At 37.4% G+C, this 21,174-nt stretch carries 20 protein-coding genes; 2 read left to right on the top strand and 18 right to left on the bottom strand.

Translation table 11 applies throughout. The annotated features are described in order from the left end of the window. Position 1 precedes the first annotated feature (1 nt). The 6 genes from EO115_RS01685 to EO115_RS01710 all read right to left on the bottom strand — a co-directional run bounded on the left by EO115_RS01685 (position 2) and on the right by EO115_RS01710 (position 6,742). The gene (locus EO115_RS01685; protein WP_126937264.1) at positions 2 to 454 is read right to left on the bottom strand and encodes an ACT domain-containing protein; all 453 of its coding nucleotides are present in this window, start codon (positions 452 to 454) and stop codon (positions 2 to 4) included. Positions 455 to 456: 2 nt separating this feature from the next. After that, positions 457 to 1,455, bottom strand: a complete 999-nt coding sequence (locus EO115_RS01690) for a flippase-like domain-containing protein (protein ID WP_126937265.1) — start codon at positions 1,453 to 1,455, stop codon at positions 457 to 459. Then, on the bottom strand, positions 1,452 to 2,318 hold the full coding sequence (locus EO115_RS01695; protein WP_126937266.1) for a ChbG/HpnK family deacetylase: 867 nt from the start codon (positions 2,316 to 2,318) through the stop codon (positions 1,452 to 1,454). The genes EO115_RS01690 and EO115_RS01695 overlap by 4 nt, the downstream gene beginning before the upstream one ends. A gap of 56 nt (positions 2,319 to 2,374) precedes the next feature. Further along, positions 2,375 to 3,181 carry an RNA methyltransferase gene (locus tag EO115_RS01700; protein ID WP_126937267.1) on the bottom strand — a complete coding sequence of 269 codons (807 nt, stop codon included), beginning with the start codon at positions 3,179 to 3,181 and terminating at the stop codon, positions 2,375 to 2,377. A 101-nt stretch (positions 3,182 to 3,282) separates the two neighbouring features. Further along, positions 3,283 to 5,016 carry an ABC transporter ATP-binding protein gene (locus tag EO115_RS01705; protein ID WP_126937268.1) on the bottom strand — a complete coding sequence of 578 codons (1,734 nt, stop codon included), beginning with the start codon at positions 5,014 to 5,016 and terminating at the stop codon, positions 3,283 to 3,285. Then, positions 5,006 to 6,742: an ABC transporter ATP-binding protein gene (locus EO115_RS01710; RefSeq protein ID WP_126937269.1), complete on the bottom strand. Its 1,737-nt coding sequence runs from the start codon at positions 6,740 to 6,742 to the stop codon at positions 5,006 to 5,008. The genes EO115_RS01705 and EO115_RS01710 overlap by 11 nt, the downstream gene beginning before the upstream one ends. Positions 6,743 to 6,864: 122 nt before the next feature. On the opposite strand from EO115_RS01710, the gene tpx reads away from it, so the two are divergent. Together tpx and EO115_RS01720 are read left to right on the top strand one after the other, a co-directional pair. Continuing rightward, a complete protein-coding gene (gene tpx, locus EO115_RS01715; RefSeq protein WP_126937270.1) occupies positions 6,865 to 7,380 on the top strand; it encodes a thiol peroxidase in 516 nt (171 codons plus the stop codon). A gap of 69 nt (positions 7,381 to 7,449) precedes the next feature. Continuing rightward, the gene (locus tag EO115_RS01720; RefSeq protein ID WP_164724026.1) at positions 7,450 to 7,869 is read left to right on the top strand and encodes a phosphate-starvation-inducible protein PsiE; all 420 of its coding nucleotides are present in this window, start codon (positions 7,450 to 7,452) and stop codon (positions 7,867 to 7,869) included. A gap of 247 nt (positions 7,870 to 8,116) precedes the next feature. On the opposite strand, the gene EO115_RS01725 is transcribed toward EO115_RS01720, so the two are convergent. The 12 genes from EO115_RS01725 to ribD form a co-directional block, all read right to left on the bottom strand. After that, positions 8,117 to 10,012 (bottom strand): glutamine synthetase, encoded by a 1,896-nt coding sequence (locus EO115_RS01725; RefSeq protein ID WP_126937271.1) that lies wholly within the window; start codon positions 10,010 to 10,012, stop codon positions 8,117 to 8,119. Between the two features lie 119 nt (positions 10,013 to 10,131). Continuing rightward, complete coding sequence (locus EO115_RS01730) at positions 10,132 to 10,584, bottom strand: GatB/YqeY domain-containing protein (protein WP_126937272.1); 453 nt, start codon at positions 10,582 to 10,584, stop codon at positions 10,132 to 10,134. A gap of 20 nt (positions 10,585 to 10,604) precedes the next feature. Continuing rightward, complete coding sequence (rpsU, locus tag EO115_RS01735; protein WP_009353131.1) at positions 10,605 to 10,784, bottom strand: 30S ribosomal protein S21; 180 nt, start codon at positions 10,782 to 10,784, stop codon at positions 10,605 to 10,607. A gap of 124 nt (positions 10,785 to 10,908) precedes the next feature. Next, positions 10,909 to 13,056, bottom strand: a complete 2,148-nt coding sequence (locus EO115_RS01740) for a TonB-dependent siderophore receptor (RefSeq protein WP_126937273.1) — start codon at positions 13,054 to 13,056, stop codon at positions 10,909 to 10,911. A gap of 21 nt (positions 13,057 to 13,077) precedes the next feature. Continuing rightward, positions 13,078 to 14,028, bottom strand: a complete 951-nt coding sequence (locus tag EO115_RS01745) for an ABC transporter substrate-binding protein (protein ID WP_164724027.1) — start codon at positions 14,026 to 14,028, stop codon at positions 13,078 to 13,080. 279 nt (positions 14,029 to 14,307) lie between these two features. Further along, positions 14,308 to 15,585, bottom strand: coding sequence for an amidohydrolase (locus tag EO115_RS01750; RefSeq protein ID WP_126937275.1), 1,278 nt, complete (start codon positions 15,583 to 15,585; stop codon positions 14,308 to 14,310). A gap of 9 nt (positions 15,586 to 15,594) precedes the next feature. Then, positions 15,595 to 16,647 carry an S-methyl-5-thioribose-1-phosphate isomerase gene (gene mtnA / locus EO115_RS01755; protein ID WP_126937276.1) on the bottom strand — a complete coding sequence of 351 codons (1,053 nt, stop codon included), beginning with the start codon at positions 16,645 to 16,647 and terminating at the stop codon, positions 15,595 to 15,597. Positions 16,648 to 16,676: 29 nt separating this feature from the next. After that, entirely contained in the window at positions 16,677 to 17,549 is an 873-nt protein-coding gene (hslO, locus tag EO115_RS01760) for an Hsp33 family molecular chaperone HslO (RefSeq protein ID WP_126937277.1), read from the bottom strand. A 14-nt stretch (positions 17,550 to 17,563) separates the two neighbouring features. Then, on the bottom strand, positions 17,564 to 18,022 hold the full coding sequence (gene ribE / locus EO115_RS01765) for a 6,7-dimethyl-8-ribityllumazine synthase (protein WP_126937278.1): 459 nt from the start codon (positions 18,020 to 18,022) through the stop codon (positions 17,564 to 17,566). A gap of 90 nt (positions 18,023 to 18,112) precedes the next feature. After that, positions 18,113 to 19,309, bottom strand: a complete 1,197-nt coding sequence (locus tag EO115_RS01770) for a bifunctional 3,4-dihydroxy-2-butanone-4-phosphate synthase/GTP cyclohydrolase II (RefSeq protein ID WP_126937279.1) — start codon at positions 19,307 to 19,309, stop codon at positions 18,113 to 18,115. Positions 19,310 to 19,323: 14 nt separating this feature from the next. Then, positions 19,324 to 19,977 carry a riboflavin synthase gene (gene ribE / locus EO115_RS01775; RefSeq protein WP_126937374.1) on the bottom strand — a complete coding sequence of 218 codons (654 nt, stop codon included), beginning with the start codon at positions 19,975 to 19,977 and terminating at the stop codon, positions 19,324 to 19,326. Beyond that, complete coding sequence (gene ribD / locus EO115_RS01780) at positions 19,958 to 21,088, bottom strand: bifunctional diaminohydroxyphosphoribosylaminopyrimidine deaminase/5-amino-6-(5-phosphoribosylamino)uracil reductase RibD (RefSeq protein ID WP_164724032.1); 1,131 nt, start codon at positions 21,086 to 21,088, stop codon at positions 19,958 to 19,960. Before ribD ends, ribE (EO115_RS01775) begins: the two co-directional genes overlap by 20 nt. Between the last annotated feature and the right edge of the window lie 86 nt (positions 21,089 to 21,174).

Below are 21,174 nucleotides of genomic sequence, written 5' to 3' on the forward strand. Positions count from 1 at the left end.
ACTAGGCCTGACCAATTAGCTCTACCTTTATAACTCCGTCTAATTGTCTAACTTCGTGCAATACATCTTCTACTGGTAACGTCAATTCCTTTGTTTCAAAAGAAATATTCACATGAGCCACACCTTGTAATGGTAAATTTTGATTGATTGTTAATACACTTCCATTATGATCAGCAATGATTCGCAATATATTGGATAGCATGCCAGATTCATTTGAAATTAATGCATTAATGGACACAATTTTCCCCTGTGAAAGCTCATAAAAAGGAAATACATAATCTTTATATTTATAATAGGCAGAACGACTTAGATCCATTTTTTCAACAGCTTCATTAATCGTTTTTGCTTCCCCTAATTGAAGAATAGATTTTACTTTAATCGTCTTTTTAATTGCCTCTGGTAAAATCACTTCGTTCACTAAATAAAATTTGTCTTTTTTTCCTTTTGCAGCCATAACTACACCTCTTCACTACTTGTGGACACAGAACTTGCAATATGTTGACCATATAAGGTAAATACGGAATACATGCCAACAAAGAATGGAATGTATTCAGCAACAATCCGCCAAGCCACCGCAACTAGCCCCACAGTACCAACAGGTAAAAAAGCAGCAAATAAATAGACAAATAGACCTTCAGCTACTCCAGTGCCTCCTGGGGTGGGAGCAAAATATAAAATTAAATTTAATAAAATCATTCGATTCAATATTTCAACAATGCTTATATCTGTAGTAAATGCATACATCAATGCCGGTGCAATTGCATATAAACAGAGTAAACTAAGACCAGATTCAACAAATACAATCAAAGATTGAATAGGGTTTGCATATAATAAGCTTAATCCACTATTAAATTCGTCTAGTTTTAGCAACCACGCTTTGGCATTTCCTTTTTTTGTGACTTTTGAAAGCCATGCCACAAGATGTTTCATTAAACGCGTTTGTAACAGATACATTCCCATAAATGTTGAAATAACTACAAATACAGAAGCCCAAAGTAATTGTGTATTTGTAATATAAGGGATTTCAATAGGATCTGTAAGTAAAATAATGGGCAACATAACAATAAGAAATAATATAGAAAATACAGTTCTTACCAATACAATAGGCGCCGCCTTTCCAATAGGCACTTGATAAGATCGCAATATCAAAGCTTGTGCTACAGCACCACCACTAGCACCAGGAGTCAACATAGCCATAAAATAGTTACCAAAGATAACTCGCAAAATAGCTATTAATGGCAATGTATATCCACCCATTCGAACTAATCGTTGCAAGCGCAACCCATCAAAGTACATTCCCATTACTAACGCAAGTCCTGCTAATGCTAATGAGGTAAGATTAAAAGTCCCCAATGTACTTATTGAATCAAGATCAATGGTGAAATAAATAGTTGCTCCTGAAACGATGAGTAGCAAAAGTCCAATCAATATACCTCTTTTAGCCATCGTAGTCATGGACGATCTCCTTCGTTCCATTGTCCATAATGAATAAGACTGATCTCATTAGCAGATAGATATTCTTTCACTCTTGATGACGTCATAGCCCATCGCTCTTCATCCCAATGGTAGCCCCATGGATATAATGCATTAAGACTTCTATTGTCCTTTCCTGGATGAGTCATAATTTCATGTACACCGTGTTTCTTGGAAACCTTGGACAGAATTCCCAGCAACGCATCCTCATGTAACTGTCCCCCATTCATCATTCCCCAGAAATAAAGAGGAGATGAAAAACCTAAATTTCGAGATGTTGTATAGGCTTGTTGTGTTAATGTCGTTAATCCTACTTTGCCAATCCATCGACCAATGGATCTCACTCCATTACATAGAAATGGACTTTCATCAGGCATACGTATCTTATTGATACCATATCGTTTCATCTGTTCCGCTACAATCGGTAATACTTGTGGCAATACATGCATGTGCTGATGTCCATCTATATGTGTAATAGCAACACCAGTACTCATAATTTTATTAAACTGGGCTTCTATCTCTTTGCGCAATTCTTGCCCATTTACTTTTCCAGTAAATAAGCGTTTCATAAATTCAGTATGTGTTTCTGGAAACTTACCATTCACTAATAAACTAGATACTTCATTTGGATCACTTACAGGCGCTAATCCACCGACAAGGCAAATATGGATGCCCACTCCTAATGTTTCTGTTTCTTTTGCTAGCATGATAGCATCATCAAATGCTTCACCAGAAGCTAACAAAGATGTGCTAGTAACAATCCCTTTTTGATGACTTTCAAGAATCCCTTCATTGATAAGGGGATGTAGCCCAAAATCATCTGCGTTGACAATAAGACGTTTCATAGTTACCTTCCTGTACACACTAAATGGATATATGTATTATTTTACCAGAATCATACCTATTTGGATAGACATTTTTTTACTTCTTGTGCTTTATACATGCACAAAGCTCCAGCTATAGCAACATTCAACGATTCCATAGGACCATACATAGGAATAGAAATACGTTGTTGTACTAATTGTAATAGCTCTTTACTAATACCATTTGCTTCATTCCCCAATACAATCATCGTCGGTCCTTCATAGTCGGGAACGTCATAACTAATGCTATCTTCTAATACAGTTCCATACACCGTCATTGAAGTATTGGCTAGTAAGGACTGGATATCTCGGAACTCCAAATTATTGTAAATAGGAATTTTGCAAAGCCCACTCATTGTACTGCGTACTGTCTTCTCATTATAGATATCTACTGTATGAGACGTTAAGAACATAGCATCTACACCTGCTGCAACAGCCGTACGTATCAATGTTCCTAAATTACCTGGGTCCTGTACGCCATCCAGTAAGATATACAGTCCGTCAGGCACTACATTAAAATCATGTAGCCTACTTTCTTTTTGACATGCAACTGCCAACACACCTTGCCCATGCACTGTTGACTCAATACTTTTCCATATGCTACTAGATATAGAGTATACATCTACATCATAGGTATGACAGCATGTAATCAGAGTTTGTAACTGTTCCTCTTTTACTATTTCTGTATTGGCAATGACATAGCGGATTGTTCCGGTAGGTAACATGTCCATGACAGCACGAATTCCTTCAGCTACAAATTCCTTATGTGTATTTCTATACTTTCTTTTATATAGTTGCAAAATATGTTTGATTTTTTTATTATCTCTTGAAATAATTTCTTCCATAAGTGCCTTTCTAATTTAGTAATACTAGCAATGATGTATCAATTTTTCCATAGTGTGTCTTACATACTATGGGATTTCTACTCACGACTATGTATATACGACTATGCATTCCATAAAGAATAGAATAATCCTTTATTCTCTAATACTTCCTCTAATGTACCAGATTCTACAATGGCCCCCTCTGAGATGACAATAATTTTAGTAGCATCTCGCAATGTAGATAAGCGATGAGCTATGGCAATCATAGTTTTTTCACCTTTAATATTTCCAATAGATTGCTGCAATAATTCTTCTGTATGGCTGTCTATATTTGAAGTAGCTTCATCAAATACTAGCAACGACTTATTTTGTACTAGTGTTCTAGCCAACGATAACAATTGCCGTTGTCCTTGTGAAAGTAAAGATCCTAGATACCCTACTGGCGTTTCGTATCCTGCTTCTAAACGTTGTACGGATGCATGTAAATATGCTTTTTCGGCAGCTGCTTGCACCATCTCCAAAGAAACTGCGTCATCAAACAAGGAAATGTTATCTTTTATGGACCCTTTAAATAAATGTGAGTCTTGAAATACATATCCAATGGACTGCCGAATCACCCTTAGATCCATGTCCTGTACATCTTTTCCATTGATACGAATTGTCCCCTTGGTGGGTGTTTCAAACCCTAATAACAATTGCATCATCGTAGATTTACCACCACCTGACGGACCGGCAATACCTAAAAACTCACCTTCTTGCAGTGACCAAGTGATATCTCTTAGCACATAGTTATCCGATCCATCATAGGAAAAATACACATGGTCAAACTCGATAGATCGTATGGTATCAAATTCAGCTGGAATAGAAATTGTCGCTTCAACACTATCCTTACCTTCTTCTAACATCGGAATAATACGTTCAGCTCCTGCTAAGGCTGATTGTAAATTACCATATTTTTCTGCAATCTCTTTAATAGGTTCAAAAATACGATTGATATATTGTAGAAAAGCAAATACTGTACCTGCTTCCGTAATAGAATCAAAGTACCCCGTCACTGTAAATATAGCAATCAGAGCAACAAAAAATAATCCATCCACAATCGGTCTAAAAATAGCAAATGTTTTGACTTCAAATAGACCGGCCTGCAAAAACTCACGGCTCACACGATCATAACTTTTTTCCATGATGACTTCTCCCACATAGGTTTTTATCATCAAAATGGCATTCAACATTTCCTGAACCGATGTATTAGATGCAGCTACTTTGCTACGTACGCCGCGAAATGCTTTTCTAGCGTATTTGCGATATACAAATATAATCCCCGTAAATACTGGCATCAACAATAGTATAATCGAAGCTAATGTTGTATCGATCCAAAACATAAACACTAATATGCCTATGATCTGAAAAATACTACTACTAATTTTAACTAATACTTCAGTATATAATGTGCGTATAGACTCTGTATCATTCGTGACACGAGTGACAAGATTTCCTACAGGATAGGAAGAAAATTCTCTAGGTCCCATGGCCAGTATATTAGAAAAAATTTTATTTCGAATATCATAAATGATTCGTTGCCCAAAACTTTGTAATGCATAGTTTTCTATACCTAAAGCAACCATACCAAATAGGATGACACCAATGTATATGACAGCATAGTTCGTGATGAGCCCCATATCTTTAGTAGCTATACCTACATCTATAAATTCTTTCATAATAACAGGACGAACAAGCTGTACTCCTAATACAAGAATTAGCATACAAACGCCAAGACACATATATCCAATATAGGGTTTCATAAACGTACTAAGATGTAGCAGCACATGATAATCAGTTTTCTTCTTACTCTTCATGACCTTCTCCTCGTCGTTGTAGCATCGCTAATTGATGATACATACCCTCTTTAGCTATTAATTCATCATGTGTGCCTGACTCTATAATATGCCCTTCATGGAACACATAAATACAATCTGCTTCTCTCAATGCTTCCAACCGCTGTGAAATACAAAGAATAGTTTGATCCGTATGTGTACGCAATGTTTCTAAAATATGTGAAAGACTATGCGCATCTAAAGCAGAAAATGCATCATCTAATAACATATAAGGAGCTTCTTTATAAAAGGCTCTTGCTAAAGAAATGCGTTGGCGCTGTCCACCGGATACATCACTTCCACCTTCTCCTAGACTATCATGTTTACGTGTCCCTTCAATGCGCTCTTCTAAATCTCTGAATAAACCAGCTCGTTCTGCGGCCGCTTCAATAGAGAGAGTATGCCTATTTTCATCACTATAGCCAAACTGAATATTGTCGCGTATGCTTACACTTAACAAAGATGGCGTAGCCGGTGCATAGGCAATACTGCGCCGCAACGTACTTACAGGAATCTCTTGAATATCCGTATCTCCAAAATATATACAACCTTTTGGTGCATGTTGAATATCTAGCAAGAGTTTGAACAACGTAGATTTGCCTGATCCAGGACCACCGACAATGCCAATAAAAGAGCCCTTAGGAATATGCATAGTAACATCTTTCAAAATAGGTTCTTTGCTAGATGGATACGTAAAATCTAAGTGTTTGATAGTAATATCTTCCAATGCCAAGGTTTGGACATCTGTTTGTATTTCTTCCTGAGGAAGATCAAAAAAGTCCACCATCCGTTCCAAGGAAGCCATCCCTTTTTGTAACACAGCCGTCAAGGATCCAATCGCCATAATCGGTCCTATCACCAGCATGACATACCCATTTAATGCAACAAATTCACCAACTGTCAGATTACCTTGAATAATAGCTTGCCCACACACATACATATTCAAGGCATAACAAACAAATGGTGCCATATAAGTTAAAGGAGTTAACAAAGAATCTATCTTTACCACTTCCAAATTGTTATTATAATTTATTTCATTCACAGCAGTGAATCGTTTCCAACTTCTGTACTCCTTATTGAAAGCTTGAATAACAGCCATTCCTAAGAACAGCTCTTGTGCATATTCTGTAACATCACTATAGGAAGATTGTGCTTCTTTTTGACATCTACGTAATCGTTTAGATAATTGCAACATACCAGCTACAATGAACGGCATAGGCAAAATCGTTACCACAGCTAGCCATAAAGACATTTTTTGTACTAATATACAAAATGCAATGACCCCAAAAAAGATAGCATCTACAAATAACATCACCCCTAGGCCAAGAGAAACCCGTAAAGACGTAACGTCATTTGTCATTAATGCCATTACTTTTCCTGGTCCATGCTCATCGTAATAGGAAGTTGGAATACGTAATGCATGGTGAAATAATTCTCTTCGTAGATAAAACTCAAAATTTCGAATAGATCCCAACAGCATATGTCTTGAAATATATTTTAGAAATGTGACAACAAGTCCTAGGGCAATGAATAATCCTACATAGTTCCAGATTCCATCTTTACCCACATATAATGTATTGATAGCTTCCCCCATCCAAGTAGGAACTAATAGGAATAGTCCGTTTATGATTAATAATAAAATAATACCCACGATATATTTGTACGAATGTTCTTTGAAAAAGTGGCGAAACAAATGAATACCCTTCATAACTACCTCGCTTATATTAATTTCGATTTTTTTCGATAAAGTTTATTTACTAACTTAATTGTACCATGATATAATATCAATATACAAAATATATTATTCCGTAATTAAAGGAGGAACATATAATGGAAAAACGTACAGGTGTAGTAACATTTGCAGGTAACCCAATCGCTTTATTGGGTAAAGAAGTTAAAGTAGGTGACAAAGCTCCGGCTTTCACATTATTAGACAATGGATTAGGCGAAAAAACATTAGCTGACTATGCAGGTAAAGTAAAAGTTATCTCTGTAGTACCATCTTTGGATACTGGTGTATGTGATGCACAAACTCGTTGGTTCAATCAAAACGTTTCCAAATTAGGTGAAAACGTAGTTGTATTAACTGTATCTGTAGACTTACCATTCGCTCAAAAACGTTGGTGCGGTGCTGCTGGTATCAATCAAGTAGAAACATTATCCGATCACCGCGATCTTTCTTTTGGTGAAAACTATGGCTTCATTCTTGAAGGGTTACGCTTATTATCTCGTGGTATCGTTGTTATCGACAAAGACGATGTAGTTCGCTATGTAGAATACGTACCAGAAGTAACATCTGCTGTTAACTTTGATGCAGCAGAAGCAGCAACAAAAGAATTAGTGTAATCGTTACGTACTAACTATATAAGGGTGCAGTGATTCGTCACTCCACCCTTTTTTATTGGAAAGGTCCCTATGAATCATATTCTACAAAACATATCCACATTTTTTCAGTGGGCTCTGAATGGTACATTATTTGCTATCGGTATTGTATTAACTGTAGCTGTCCTTAATACAGCCTATTATATAGTTACATTAATACCAGGTTTGTTTACAACAGATATAGCTTACACCACTTTTATGGAAGAAATTATTAACTTCTTTTTATTCTTTGAATTTTTATCTCTAGTGGTTAAATATTTTAAAAATAATTTCCACTTTCCTCTGAGATACTTTATTTACATTGGAATAACTGCTATTATACGATTGATCATTGTGTCCCATGAATCATCGATGGACCTATTCCTATGGTCATCTTCCATTTTAGCTTTAGTCATCAGTTTAGTCTTAGTGGTTCGATATGGTAAAGAACCTAATAGTAGTGAACGCTTATAAACTCTTAATCTATCCTATGCAAACTAGAATTTTATATATCTATCAAATATTTATTTCTTTAGCAATCTATGATCCATGCATTAAAAAAGGACTGTTCACGATTTCGTGTTCAGTCCTTTTTCATAGACAAGTGTAAATGAGTCTAGATTTACGCAACTCTTCTTTTACAGAGTTGCCCCATCTAGGTAACTCCAAAACAATTGTGTTACGTATAATATGCTATTGGATAATACTTTATAGATATTTATTATAGAATATTGCGAGTATATTCTGCATATAACGCTTCTAATTCAAGCACTTTTTCATTCATTTCTACTTGTAATGTAGATGCTGTATCATAGTCACCTTTCGCCAATGCACCAGTGATACGTGTGAATAAAGATTTGCTGTCTATACTATCTTTTGCTAGGTATAAGCGCAAGGTATTCACTTTGTTCCAGTTTGCACTATCAAAACCATCTGCTTCATCATGGATAGCTTGTAAGGAACGCACTAATTGAATATTAGCAGGTACAATACGATTTGCTAATTCTAGTTTCCAACGATTTAATACACCAGCCATAAAAGAGTCCATCAAGTCTTTATCAAATGCTCCCCCTAATGTTAAGGAAGCCACTTTTTCTGGATGATTCGTGTATCCTTTAATATTTTCCCAAACAGTAGCTGGTGCTTTACCAAACTTACGATCTCGTTCTTCTGCCGTAAAGTCATCAAACACGTCAACTTCAGAGCGATATTCACGAGATGCTTCTAGGTAATCAGCAGTTTCTCCTTCTTTTTTAGATAATTCTGCTAAAATTTCTTCAGGAGCTTTACCAGATGTGATAACATACTTCATACCATCGAACGCAGATAAGTAAATCAATGCTAATGCAGTATAAGTATTCGTATATGGGTTTGGAGAACGCAATTCAAAACGAGTTGCCATCGGTGTATCCACATCGCGAATTAAGCCACAAAGAATCGTACGGTTACGGCTTGGCAATGCAGGATCTGTACCCAAGGATGTAACGATACATACAGGTGCTTCAAATCCTGGTTTTAAGCGATTCAAGGAATCTGTTGTGGAGGAAATGAACGGATTGATTGCTTCATAATGTTTAAGAAGACCCATAATCGCACCATATGCTAATGGACTGGCATGTTCTTTGCGCAAATCAGCTGGAGAGAACAAATTATATACTTTTCCGTTTTTCATTTTAACCATTACACCGAAATGTGTATGTTCTCCAGAACCGGCTACACCGATAATTGGTTTCGCATTGAATGTTACATCTAAACCATTTTCACGGAATACTTCACGAACGATGATACGAGCTTGTAGTTCATTATCTGCCGTTTGTAATGGATTATTTGTGTATTTCCAGTCAATTTCTAATTGTTCTAATACCCAATCCACATTACCTTCATCGTCAAGTTTTGCTTTGACACCGCCTACTTCTTTATGTCCCATTTCTGCATGTAAGCCATATTTATCCAATAAGGACACTGCTTGTTCTAATGCAGTACGAACAGAACCATGTGTACGTTGCCAATATTGTTCTTGTAATTTTTGCGATACAGATAAGGCTTTCGCATCTACGTTTTTAGACGGAGTTTTTACCCAGAACTCTAATTCTGTAGCAGATGTAAAAATCACATCAGCAATTTCATTAGCATCGATGAATTCCATACCTTTTACTTGATTAGCTTGTAATAGTTTCATCAATTCATCTTTAACATATTCACAACTGCGTTTTAAAATAGAGCGAGAGTCTACATAGCGATCACAATGTTTTAAGAAAGCTGGAATACGAAGTGTACCTGTCGGTTTACCAGTCTCTTCATCAATATGTTCATAGTTATAATCTACAAACCAGTTAACACTTGGATCGCCCCACATATCTACACGGGCATTATTTAATGTGGCAATATTTGTCAACACAACGGAAGAACCATCTGTTTGTACCGCACGACCTTCAAAGAAAGATTCATAATCGTCAAAGAATTGCTCCATTGGAATTTTTTCATCTGTATCATTACCAGCAAGGTCAACCCCTACTAAAGACACAAAACGAATTTCTGGATGTTGTTCTAATAAGGCAAGAACTCCTTCTTTACCATATTGACCTGCTGGAATGTAATATAATAATTCTTTGCTCATGATAAACCTCCTCATAATAAACAAAAAGACTCCAAGAAACAATGTTTCTTAGAGTCCTCATTGACTTAATATTATATTATGCGATTATAGTAACATAATCAAATAAGTCTGTCAACTAATTAGTTGACTTTTGCAAGTTCTTCTTTGACAATCGCATTGACTAACTTGCCATCTGCACAACCCTTAGTCTTTGGCATTACCAATGGCATAAGGTCACCCATCTTAATTGGCGCAGTTAGGGTGGAAATCGCTTCTACCACAATATGACGAATTTCTTCTTCACTTAATTGGGCAGGCAAATATTTTGCTAATACTTCCATCTCAGCTTTTACTTGAGCAATTAAGTCATCACGATGACCCTTCTCAAATTCAGCTAAAGAATCTTGACGAATTTTCATTTCTTTCGCTAAGATAGCGATAATATCTGAATCTTCTAATTCAATTTTCTTATCGATTTCTGCATTTTTTATGGCGCTATTTACCATGCGAATGACTGAAAGAGCTACTTTACCAGCTTCGCGAGCTTTCATAGCTTCTTTCATATCTGTTTTAAGCTGATCTTTTAAGGACATGCTGTACCTCCAAGATTGACTTACGCTTTGAATTTGCGTTTTCTTGCTGCTTCAGATTTTTTCTTTCTTTTTACGCTTGGTTTTTCGTAATGTTCGCGTTTGCGTACTTCAGATAAAACACCTGCTTTTTGGCAGGAGCGTTTAAAACGACGAAGTGCACTTTCAAGCGATTCATTTTTACCGACTTTAATTTCTGACATCTATATCCCCCCCTCCAAAACGTATAATGGAAGTGCAGGTAATTCTTATACGCACATACAGATATTATAAGCAGTAGACCTTCATTTGTCAAGCCTACTCCCCTATAGTTTCTAGGAATTCATCTTACAATTTCATTTCCATACCAATACGGAACATGCGACCATCAAGGTATAACTCCGGAACTTGTCGATTCAATAGATTGTCGATGCCTACATATGCAGACAGTCCGTTATTCCATTTTTTGTTCACACTGAAGTTCAATGTGTTAAAGGAATACTCATTATGTACACTTTCGCCTCGGTTTCGCGCTGCATCAAACCCATATTTATAGGTGAAAGTATCCCATAATACGGCACTATATCCATCTGGTTGATGATCATCATACATGAGTTGTAATGTACTCATTGAACGTGGACGGTTACCTAAACGCTCACCAGTTGTCATATCTTTAGCATCAATATGACTATAAGTTCCCTTTACAGTGATACGGTCAGATACTTTATGACCTACACTAAATTCTAAACCTTGGATTTTTGCTTTACCTACATTGTAGTATTGATGACGTTGTGATACACCAGCTACGCTAGACTCAACCTTATGGCTATCAATCAGATTACTTACACGACTATGGTAGTAACTTGCTTTACCAAATGTACGACCACGTTCCGCTTCTACAGATACATCAAAGGAAGTAGATGTTTCTGGTTCTAAGTTAGGATTTCCCACAATGTTCAATACACCAATAGGCGTAGTGTGGAACATATTCAAATACATTTCAGAAATACTTGGTGCTTTATAACCTTTACCGTAGTTTACTTTTAATCGAGTATTTCCATCGAATGCATAGACAGCCCCTAATTTAGGTGTCACATTATCACCAAATTGACTATTGTGTTCATAGCGAATAGCAGGAGTTAAGGAAAGTTTTTTATTTACTTCCCATAAATCTTCCCCATAGGCAGCCCAAGAATCATAGTGGAATCCTTTGATTTGTTTTGCTCCGTGTCCATCTAGTCCGCCTAGGCGAGTGCCTTCATACGATACATAACGATATTCACCACCAAATGTTACATTGTGGTGGTCTCCTACATACATCGTATCTTTACCCTCTACCACATAGGTTTTATATTTTGATGCATCATAATCATGAGCTGGATATAAGGACTGATAATTAAACTTCAATGTTGTTGGTGGTGTTGGTGGTTTGCTTGGCATCATCACATTGATAACACCTTCAGGTAAAGTACGGTCATCTGTCATTAGATAATTTTTATCTAATTGACTATAATAAGCTCCTATTTCATAATTGTTTTTATTGGTTTTACCACTGTAAATAATACCCGTTTGTACACTCTTATTATCAAAATATTCTGTTTTATTCAAATTGACAGGTACCATTTTTGGGGCTGCTGCAAAGACCATTCCACTTTTGTGGAATACAGTAGAATAGCGATTTGCATTATCTGTTTGCAACTTTTCTTTATAATAACTTACATCTAGCTTTAGTTTATTGTTATTACTATTATTAAAACTATATTCTACACTTCCGTTGTAGGATTGTTTATCACCATGCATAATACGGCGATATCCTTCTGTGTAGCCAGTTAATTGTTTTGTTCTTTCATTGAACGTCTTGTCAGACATATGGCGGTTAATAGGACGCTCTTTAGTGGCATTCACATTGAAAGTCACATTCCAATTGCCTTGATTACCACTAGCATAAGAATAATGCGCCTGTTCACGTTTAGTCCCCGTTGAAATGCCGATTGTTTGAGAAGTTTTTGTCGGCTGTTTAGTAATGATATTAATGACACCGCCAATTGCATCGGATCCATACAATGCAGAGGAAGATCCACGTACAATTTCAATGCGATCTACTTGATCTAGATTGATACGTCCTAATGTATATACGTTTGTCGTATTGGATGCATCTTCACCTGCCAAACGACGGCCATTCACAAGAACCAAAGAGTGTCGAGATTCCATCCCCCGAATCATCACTTGATTACCAGTCATTCCTGCTTCTGATAAATTAATATTATCAACCAATTGTAAGGCACTTTGAACACTATCTGCGCCTAAGCGTTTCATATCTTCTTGAGTAACAACTTGTACAGCAGCAGAACTATTTTTAATTGTTTCTGCCCGCTTTGAGGCCGTAACTACAACTGTATGGTTATCGTTACTATCCATAGCTTGTGCTACGTAAGCAGGTGCCAACAAACTACTAAAAATTGCTCCGTATAGAGATGCCTTTAAAAGTGTATTCATAATCTTTCTCCTCCATTATGATTATTCATATAATGCGTTATACATTAGTTCCAATGTGTTTGTAATTCTTGTGCCAGGATTCAATGCAAATAAACCACCCGGCACATAGTGGATCTGTCCCGTTTCTACAGCTTTTACATGTTGCCATGCTGGATTCGACTGCATCTCTTTCAAAAAGGATTCCTTAATCGATGGGTCTGGATACATAACAACAAAAATAATTCGCTCAGGATTTTGTTCCTGTATAAATTCCAAACTCAATGGCACATAAGGCGCTTCACTCTTCATATATTTACCAATATTATCGGCACCTAATGTATCTAACAATTTACCGCTAAAAGAATGATCTGTACTAACGTTTAAATTACCTGGTGTACCCAGTAATAACAATGTTTTAGGGTGCGGCTTATCCTTTATTTTCGCTTGATAGTTTTCAAATACAGTATTGATTTTCTCTATTTGTATCTTGCTTATATCTGGATGATTTGTAAGCTCACCGAATAGTTGCAAGGACCGATTAACATCTTCAAAAGAATCCAAATCGTTAATATATAAAGGTATATTCGCAGCTGTTAAGGCTTCACGAAGTTTGATATGGTTAGCTATATTCATACCAATCACCAAATCTGGGTGTAGACTAATAATCTTTTCTATATCTGGATTATATGTATTCCCTACTGAAGGAATATCCTTAACCTTTTCACGTAAATCTCCTGTGAGAGACGCCGCATCCATACGCCCTACAATTGTACCTTCTACCGCTAAATACATATCAATATTAGCCGTATTTAATATAACTACCCGTTTAGGATGAGCTGGCATAACCACTGAGGTTCCAGTTTTGTCAATTTCTGTTCTCGTAGATGCCTCTTGGCTTACTGCAGTTGGAGTATCTCCAGTCCAAGAGCACCCTGATACGACTAGCAATCCACATAAAACAGAGACACAAGCTACTGTATTCCACCGTCGCATTGGTTTCCTCCCAACAAAAAAATCCATCTTCCCTAAGGAAAATGGAACTTATCCGAATACTATATGTTGAGCACTTGCTCACTTGTTACTCAAATTTACAAAATGTTAAATCAACATGATTATCATAATATAAATGAAATCTTTTGTCAATTAAAAGCGAGGCCTATTAGACCTCGCTTATAAATTATATAGCTATAACAACACTATGAAAGGAATCATTAGGAAGAAATAACTTCAAACCTAATAGTGTTTTATTATACACTTTCATACTGACTTCTACTAGACTTGAAAGATAGCTTGTGCTGCTTTAATTTCATGACGTAATTTTTCTTCATCAATCGTCAATAGTTCTTTATCCTTCATCACCACTTTGCCGCCTACAACAACGGTAGTTGCATCAGAAGCATTCGCAGCATATACCAAGGAGGCTACGTCATTGTAGCGAGGTTGCCAATGTAAGCCTGATGTATCATAAAGAACGATATCGGCACGATACCCAGCCTCTAATACACCAAGATCATCATAGTCTAATGCTTTTGCACCCATCACAGTTCCCAACTCCCATGCAGTCTGAGCAGGTATAGCCAATGGATCATATAAACGTGCTTTATGCAACATCGCCGCTAATCGAACTTCTTCTAGCATATCTGCATTGTTGTTACTAGCTGAACCATCTGTCCCCAAACCTACTACAATTCCTTTAGCAAGTAATTCTGGAACTGGTGCAATACCACTGGCTAATTTTAGATTTGATTGAGGGTTGTGTGCTACACGAACTGCTTTTTCCTTCATAATATCCATATCTTCATTCGTTACATGAACACAGTGAGCAGCTAAGCAGCCTAAATCAAATAATCCTAAGTCATTCATATGAGCAATTGGAGTTTTACCTGTTGCTTTGATGACGTTCTCTACTTCACCTTTAGTTTCACTTAAGTGCATATGAATTTGAGCCCCTAACTCTTGGCCTAGGTTCACAACTTTTTCTATGTAGTCATCTGGGCACGTATAAGGAGCATGAGGCCCTAGCATCACTTTAATTTGACCCTGATTATACCCATGATAGTTTAAGAACAATTCTTTACTTTCTACTAATGCTTGTTCTGCCGTAGGAGCTACACCTGCCATGCCACGGGATAATACGGCACGAATACCTGTTTCTTTCACTGCTTCTGCTGTTTGATCCATAAAGAAATACATATCGCTAAAGCAAGTTGTACCAGACCGGAACATTTCTGCAATACCTAATTGCGTACCCCAATAGGCTAAATGATCATTCAATTTTGCCTCTGCTGGCCAGATCGCAGTTTGTAACCAGTCCATTAATTCTAGATCATCAGCATAGTTACGCAACAATCCCATTGCAATATGCGTATGTGTATTCACCATACCTGGCGTAGCTAACATACCTTTACCATCAATGACTTCTTTAGATTGTGGTACGTCTGTATTAGGTACAAAATCTTTGATATATCCATTGTCAATTACAATGGCAGTATCTCTTATAATCGTATTTCCTTGTAACACATCTACATGTGTAATGACTAAATCTACCATGCTATACTCCTATTTCATTTTCTTTTCTTGTAAACCACGAATACTATCTATGAAAGGAGGTCGTAATACTCCTTCTTCTGTGATGATAGCTGTTACTAGTTCATGAGGTGTAACATCAAACGCAGGATTCAATACTTCAATATCTTGTGGTGCAGAAGGAACTCCCTGAAATTGTAGCACTTCTTGAGGATTACGCATTTCAATAGGAATATTGTTCCCTGTTTCCATAGAAAAGTCAAATGTGCTATATGGTGCTGCTACATAGAAAGGAATATTATGATGCTTTGCCAATACAGCTACACTATACGTACCAATTTTGTTGGCCACGTCTCCTTCTAACGTAATTCGGTCAGCACCTACGATAACTGCATCAATTAAACCTTGTTGCATAGCATAACCGGCCATATTATCCGTCTGTAATGTCACAGGGATACCATCTTGATGCAATTCAAAAGCAGTCAGACGAGACCCTTGTAATAGTGGTCGTGTTTCATCTGCATACACACGCTCTAGTCGTCCTTGTGCATGTACTTCTCGAATCACTCCTAGGGCAGTCCCAATGCCAGCAGTAGCCAGGGCTCCTGCATTACAATGAGTCAAAATACGATAGTTTTCTTTATCCTGAAATAAAGTAGCACCATGTTTTGCCATGCTCACATTTAAGGCTACATCTTCTGTATCAATGGCAATCGCTTCCTTAACAAGAATTTCATCTAACTCATTAATCTCACCTGTAAAAGTATCAACCACTTGTAATACCCGGTCGATAGCCCACATCAGATTAACGGCTGTAGGTCTAGTTTGACGTAAGGTTTCCGCAAAAGCTCTAAACTCCGTTAGAATTTCTACACTAGATCCACCTCGATGAAAACTTTCACGGAAGGCTAAAATCAATCCATAGGCAGCCGATACACCAATCGCTGGTGCACCTCGAATACGGAGCATTTTGATAGCCTCTGCTACCTGCCTCCAATCTGTACAATGTAAGTATTCCACAGATGTAGGTAATTTGGTTTGGTCTAAGATGATGACTTCTGTTCCATTCCATTCAATGCTTTTCATACTTGTTCCCTCCGTAGAGATTATTCATATTAGTGCACATCTTCAATCAATAATGTTTGCATATCCTCTTTGGAAAAATGATACTTTTCATTACAATAATGACATGTTAATTCAGTTACCTCGTCTTGAGCAAGCTCCTTTTTATCATCCATTGGTAAACTAGCTAGACGATCGAAGAATCTATCTCGGCTGCATGGACATTCAAAATGTACTTTTTCACTATACACTTCCTGTACAGTAAACCCTTTAAGGATTCTCTCCATTAATTGTTCTGCATTAGGATGTGTTGTTAAGTATTCTGTAATAGGGCCAATTGTCTTTAAATTAGCTTCAATCATGTCAAAGGCATCATTCGTAACATCTGGTAAGGCTTGAATTAAGAATCCACCAGCCACAATTGTATGATAGTCAGGATCTACTAAGACTCCTAAGCTTAAAACGGACCCTACTTGCTCAGACATAGCTAAATAATAGGCTAAATCTTCAGCTACTTCACCTGTTTGAATCGGACTTTGAGACGTATAATTTTGTCGTAGCTTCGTAAATCGTGTAACTTGCACTTCCCCTGTACGTCCTACAGCAGCCCCCACATCTAATTTACCTGCTCGTTGCAATGGTACATCCACATGTGGATGATCTACATAGCCACGAACTGTATTATTGTTAAATGCATCTACATGAACAATTCCCAACGGGCCATCGCCACGCAAACGAATACTAACATTTTCATCATTTTTAAAGTCGCTGGCCATTAACATAGCTCCCGTCATAGTACGACCAAGAGCCGCTGTTGCCACCGGCCATAAATCATGGCGAACTCTCGCCTCTTCTACTGTATCTGTTGTAACAGCAATGGAAAGTCTAAGTCCTTCTGCTGTTGTATAACGTTTAATAAAATCCACGGATATCCTTCTTTCTACATAGACTCCAATAGATTGATCATTTCGATAGCACCCATTGCGCAATCGAAACCTTTATTTCCTGCTTTTGTACCAGCACGTTCAATGGCTTGTTCAATATTTTCAGTAGTAACTACACCGAACATCACAGGTACGCCAGATTCTAAGGATACATGTGCAATCCCTTTAGCTACTTCATTGCATACATAATCATAATGAGTCGTTGCTCCGCGGATAACAGCACCTAAACAAATCACAGCATCATATTTTCCACTATTAGCAGCTTTTTGAGCAATTAGAGGAATTTCAAATGCACCTGGTACCCAGATTGTAGTAATATCGCTATCTTGTACATCGTGTCGTAACAATGCATCTTTAGCACCACTAATTAATTTAGATGTAATAAACTCATTAAAACGAGATCCGATAATCGCAAACTTTTTACCAGTACCTATCAATTTACCTTCTTGAATCATTGTATATCTCCTTTATCAATTTCAATATAGTTAACTATGGCATCAAACGTTTCATCATACTATTAGTCATACATAGTATTTCAAACAATATTACAATATATGACGCATTTTTTCTTTCTTTGTGCTCAAATACTTAGCGTTGATACTATTAGCTTTAATCACAATAGGAACGCGCTTAGATACAGTAATACCCCAACGCTCTAAATCCTCTTTCTTTTCAGGATTATTCGTTAATAACTTAACACTTTTCACATCTAATTCGCGAAGCATTTGGGCAGCCAACGAATATTCACGCATATCAGGAGGGAAACCTAGCTTTACGTTAGCCTCCACTGTATCATAACCTTGATCTTGCAATGTGTAAGCTTTGATTTTATTCGTTAAACCTATGCCACGACCTTCCTGACGCATGTAGATAACAATGCCTTCTCCTTGCTCTTCTATACAGCGTAATGCATTTTCTAATTGTTCGCCGCAATCACAACGATGAGACCCAAATACATCACCTGTTAAACATTCAGAGTGAATGCGCATCAACACATCAGATTTTCCACGTACATCACCTTTTACAATCATCAGATGTTCTTTGTGATCCACTTCATTTTTAAATATAATGATGCGGAACTCACCAAATTTGGTAGGCAACTTAGTTTCTGCAGCAATACTCACCAATTTGTCGTGGCGTTTTCTATATTCCACTAAGGCTTCCACAGAAGCAATTTTTAAATTATGCTTCTTACTAAACGCTATCAAATCATCCATTCGAGACATATAGCCTTCATCATTGGTAATTTCACAAATCGCTGCTGCTGGATATAAACCGGCTAATTTGCAAAGGTCAATAGAAGCTTCTGTATGACCTTGACGAACCAATACGCCACCTTCTTTATAGCGCAATGGGAATACATGCCCAGGGCGTCTAAAATCTTCTGGTTTTGCATTAGGGTCAATGAGCTTTTGCATCGTTATAGCACGTTCTTCAGGAGAAATGCCAGTGGTCGTGTCCATATAGTCTACAGATACAGTAAACGCAGTTTCATGATTATCTGTATTCTTTTCAACCATTTGCGAAATACCTAAACGAAGCAAGTCTGCTTCTAGCATAGGAGTGCAAAGCAATCCTCGCGCTTCTTTAATAATGAAGTTTATCGTTTCTCTAGTGGCAAATTCAACAGCAAACACTAAATCACCTTCGTTTTCTCTGCTTTCATCATCAACGATTATGACAGGCTTTCCTGCTTTTAAATCTTCAATTACTTCCTCAATAGAGTTTAATGTATAGGACATTTGTATCATCCTTTCTATAAAAAGCCGTTACTTAACAATGTATCCATCGTTACCTTTCCACCTTTAGTCGGCACCTCTTGAGGCCCTTTCATAAAGTGTTCAATATAACGACCAAAAATATCTGTTTCTAAATTCACTGTTGTACCAATAGAAGCATATTGTAAAATAGTATTTCCAATTGTATGAGGGATAATGGAAATTTCAAACCATCCTTGCCCTACCTTTGATACTGTTAAACTAGCTCCATCCACTGTGATAGATCCCTTATATATAATGTAGTGCAAAATATCAGGAGATGTAGTAATACGGAATACAATGGAATTACCTACATGGTCTTTTTCGATAATATTTCCTTGTCCATCTACATGTCCTGCTACTACGTGGCCACCAAAACGACCATTAGCAGCCATAGCCCGTTCTAAATTCACTGGACTGCCTGCTGAAAGATTCAATAAGGTAGTCATTTTTACAGATTCTGGCATGACATCAGCAGTAAAACGATTAGCTCCAATGGTTGTTGCCGTTAAACATACACCATTAACAGCTACAGAGTCTCCAATTTTCAAATCATCAAAAATCTGGGTGCCTGAAATTTCTAATGTAAGAGAGTTCTGAGTTCGCTTCACACTATGTATCGTGCCAATCTCCTCAATGATCCCCGTAAACATAGACACCTTCTCTTTCTTTTCGATAACTAATAACCTTCATATTATCCCCTACAGACATCACTTCGTGGATATCTAATTGTACGGCATCTGCTAAGGTGGAAAACCCTAAACCACCTACTGCAGGCGTGGCACCTATGCCACCGATAATGTGGTTACCGATATAGGTTACCAATTTATCAAAAGACTTCGTTTCCACAAAGCTAGCCATAACTTGACTACCACCCTCAATGAGAATACTCATACATTGACGAGCGCCTAACTCCTCCAATATAAAAGAAATATCTAAGCCTCGTTCATTAGATGGTGTCACAATGACTTCCGCCCCTTTGTCACTAAAGGCACCCATTTGCTCTAACCCACAATCTTCACCCACAAAGATAGTAATTGAACGATTCGGTACAGTCCAAATTGTAGCATCTAATGGAGTTCGTCCTTGGGAGTCTAAGATATATAGATGCGGTTGAATTTCTACAGTTTCTTGTGGTAAACGACAACTCAATAATGGATTGTCTGCCATAATTGTTCCGACGCCTACTAACATGCCATCTACTTCTTTTCGTATACGATGGCCATCAATACGAGCCTCCTCATTTGTAATCCATTTTGACTCTCCGCTAGCAGTAGCTATTTTTCCATCCATAGACATAGCAGATTTTAAAATTACAAAAGGCTTTCCTGTTTTGATGTAGGTAATGAAAGCTTCATTCATTTCTACACATTGCCGTTCTAAAACGCCAACCTCCACAGAAATTCCGGCCTCTTGTAACATTTGTAATCCTTTACCTGCTACCAATGGATTGGGATCAATCATACCTATCACCACTCGTGAAATACCTGCTGCAATCACCCGTTTTGCACAAGGTGGTGTTTTACCATAATGCGAGCATGGCTCTAACGTGACATATAAGGTCGCACCTTTAGCATCCATACCTGCTTGATGTAAGGCATACACCTCCGCATGAGGCTCTCCCGCTTTTTGATGATATCCTTCACCTATAATGCGACCATCTTTTACGATAATTGCACCTACCATAGGGTTCGGCGAAGTACATCCTCTTGCTTTTTCAGCTAATTCAATAGCTTTTGCCATATATTTTTCATCAGTTGTCATGTGTGTCATCGGCTCACCTCTACACAAAAAAAGGACTATCTACATAGTCCCTTTAGCATTCCAAATATTTGATAGCTTATATATAG

It is taken from the genome of Veillonella sp. CHU740 (assembly GCF_003992055.1).
Classification (GTDB): domain Bacteria; phylum Bacillota; class Negativicutes; order Veillonellales; family Veillonellaceae; genus F0422.

Coding starts and splice junctions, on each gene's coding strand:
- EO115_RS01685 (WP_126937264.1), bottom strand. CDS start 454: ATGGCTGCAAAAGGAAAAAAAGACAAATTTTATTTAGTGAACGAAGTG.
- EO115_RS01690 (WP_126937265.1), bottom strand. CDS start 1,455: ATGACTACGATGGCTAAAAGAGGTATATTGATTGGACTTTTGCTACTC.
- EO115_RS01695 (WP_126937266.1), bottom strand. CDS start 2,318: ATGAAACGTCTTATTGTCAACGCAGATGATTTTGGGCTACATCCCCTT.
- EO115_RS01700 (WP_126937267.1), bottom strand. CDS start 3,181: ATGGAAGAAATTATTTCAAGAGATAATAAAAAAATCAAACATATTTTG.
- EO115_RS01705 (WP_126937268.1), bottom strand. CDS start 5,016: ATGAAGAGTAAGAAGAAAACTGATTATCATGTGCTGCTACATCTTAGT.
- EO115_RS01710 (WP_126937269.1), bottom strand. CDS start 6,742: ATGAAGGGTATTCATTTGTTTCGCCACTTTTTCAAAGAACATTCGTAC.
- tpx (WP_126937270.1), top strand. CDS start 6,865: ATGGAAAAACGTACAGGTGTAGTAACATTTGCAGGTAACCCAATCGCT.
- EO115_RS01720 (WP_164724026.1), top strand. CDS start 7,450: ATGAATCATATTCTACAAAACATATCCACATTTTTTCAGTGGGCTCTG.
- EO115_RS01725 (WP_126937271.1), bottom strand. CDS start 10,012: ATGAGCAAAGAATTATTATATTACATTCCAGCAGGTCAATATGGTAAA.
- EO115_RS01730 (WP_126937272.1), bottom strand. CDS start 10,584: ATGTCCTTAAAAGATCAGCTTAAAACAGATATGAAAGAAGCTATGAAA.
- rpsU (WP_009353131.1), bottom strand. CDS start 10,784: ATGTCAGAAATTAAAGTCGGTAAAAATGAATCGCTTGAAAGTGCACTT.
- EO115_RS01740 (WP_126937273.1), bottom strand. CDS start 13,056: ATGAATACACTTTTAAAGGCATCTCTATACGGAGCAATTTTTAGTAGT.
- EO115_RS01745 (WP_164724027.1), bottom strand. CDS start 14,028: ATGCGACGGTGGAATACAGTAGCTTGTGTCTCTGTTTTATGTGGATTG.
- EO115_RS01750 (WP_126937275.1), bottom strand. CDS start 15,585: ATGGTAGATTTAGTCATTACACATGTAGATGTGTTACAAGGAAATACG.
- mtnA (WP_126937276.1), bottom strand. CDS start 16,647: ATGAAAAGCATTGAATGGAATGGAACAGAAGTCATCATCTTAGACCAA.
- ribE (WP_126937278.1), bottom strand. CDS start 18,022: ATGATTCAAGAAGGTAAATTGATAGGTACTGGTAAAAAGTTTGCGATT.
- EO115_RS01770 (WP_126937279.1), bottom strand. CDS start 19,309: ATGTCCTATACATTAAACTCTATTGAGGAAGTAATTGAAGATTTAAAA.
- ribE (WP_126937374.1), bottom strand. CDS start 19,977: ATGTTTACGGGGATCATTGAGGAGATTGGCACGATACATAGTGTGAAG.
- ribD (WP_164724032.1), bottom strand. CDS start 21,088: ATGACAACTGATGAAAAATATATGGCAAAAGCTATTGAATTAGCTGAA.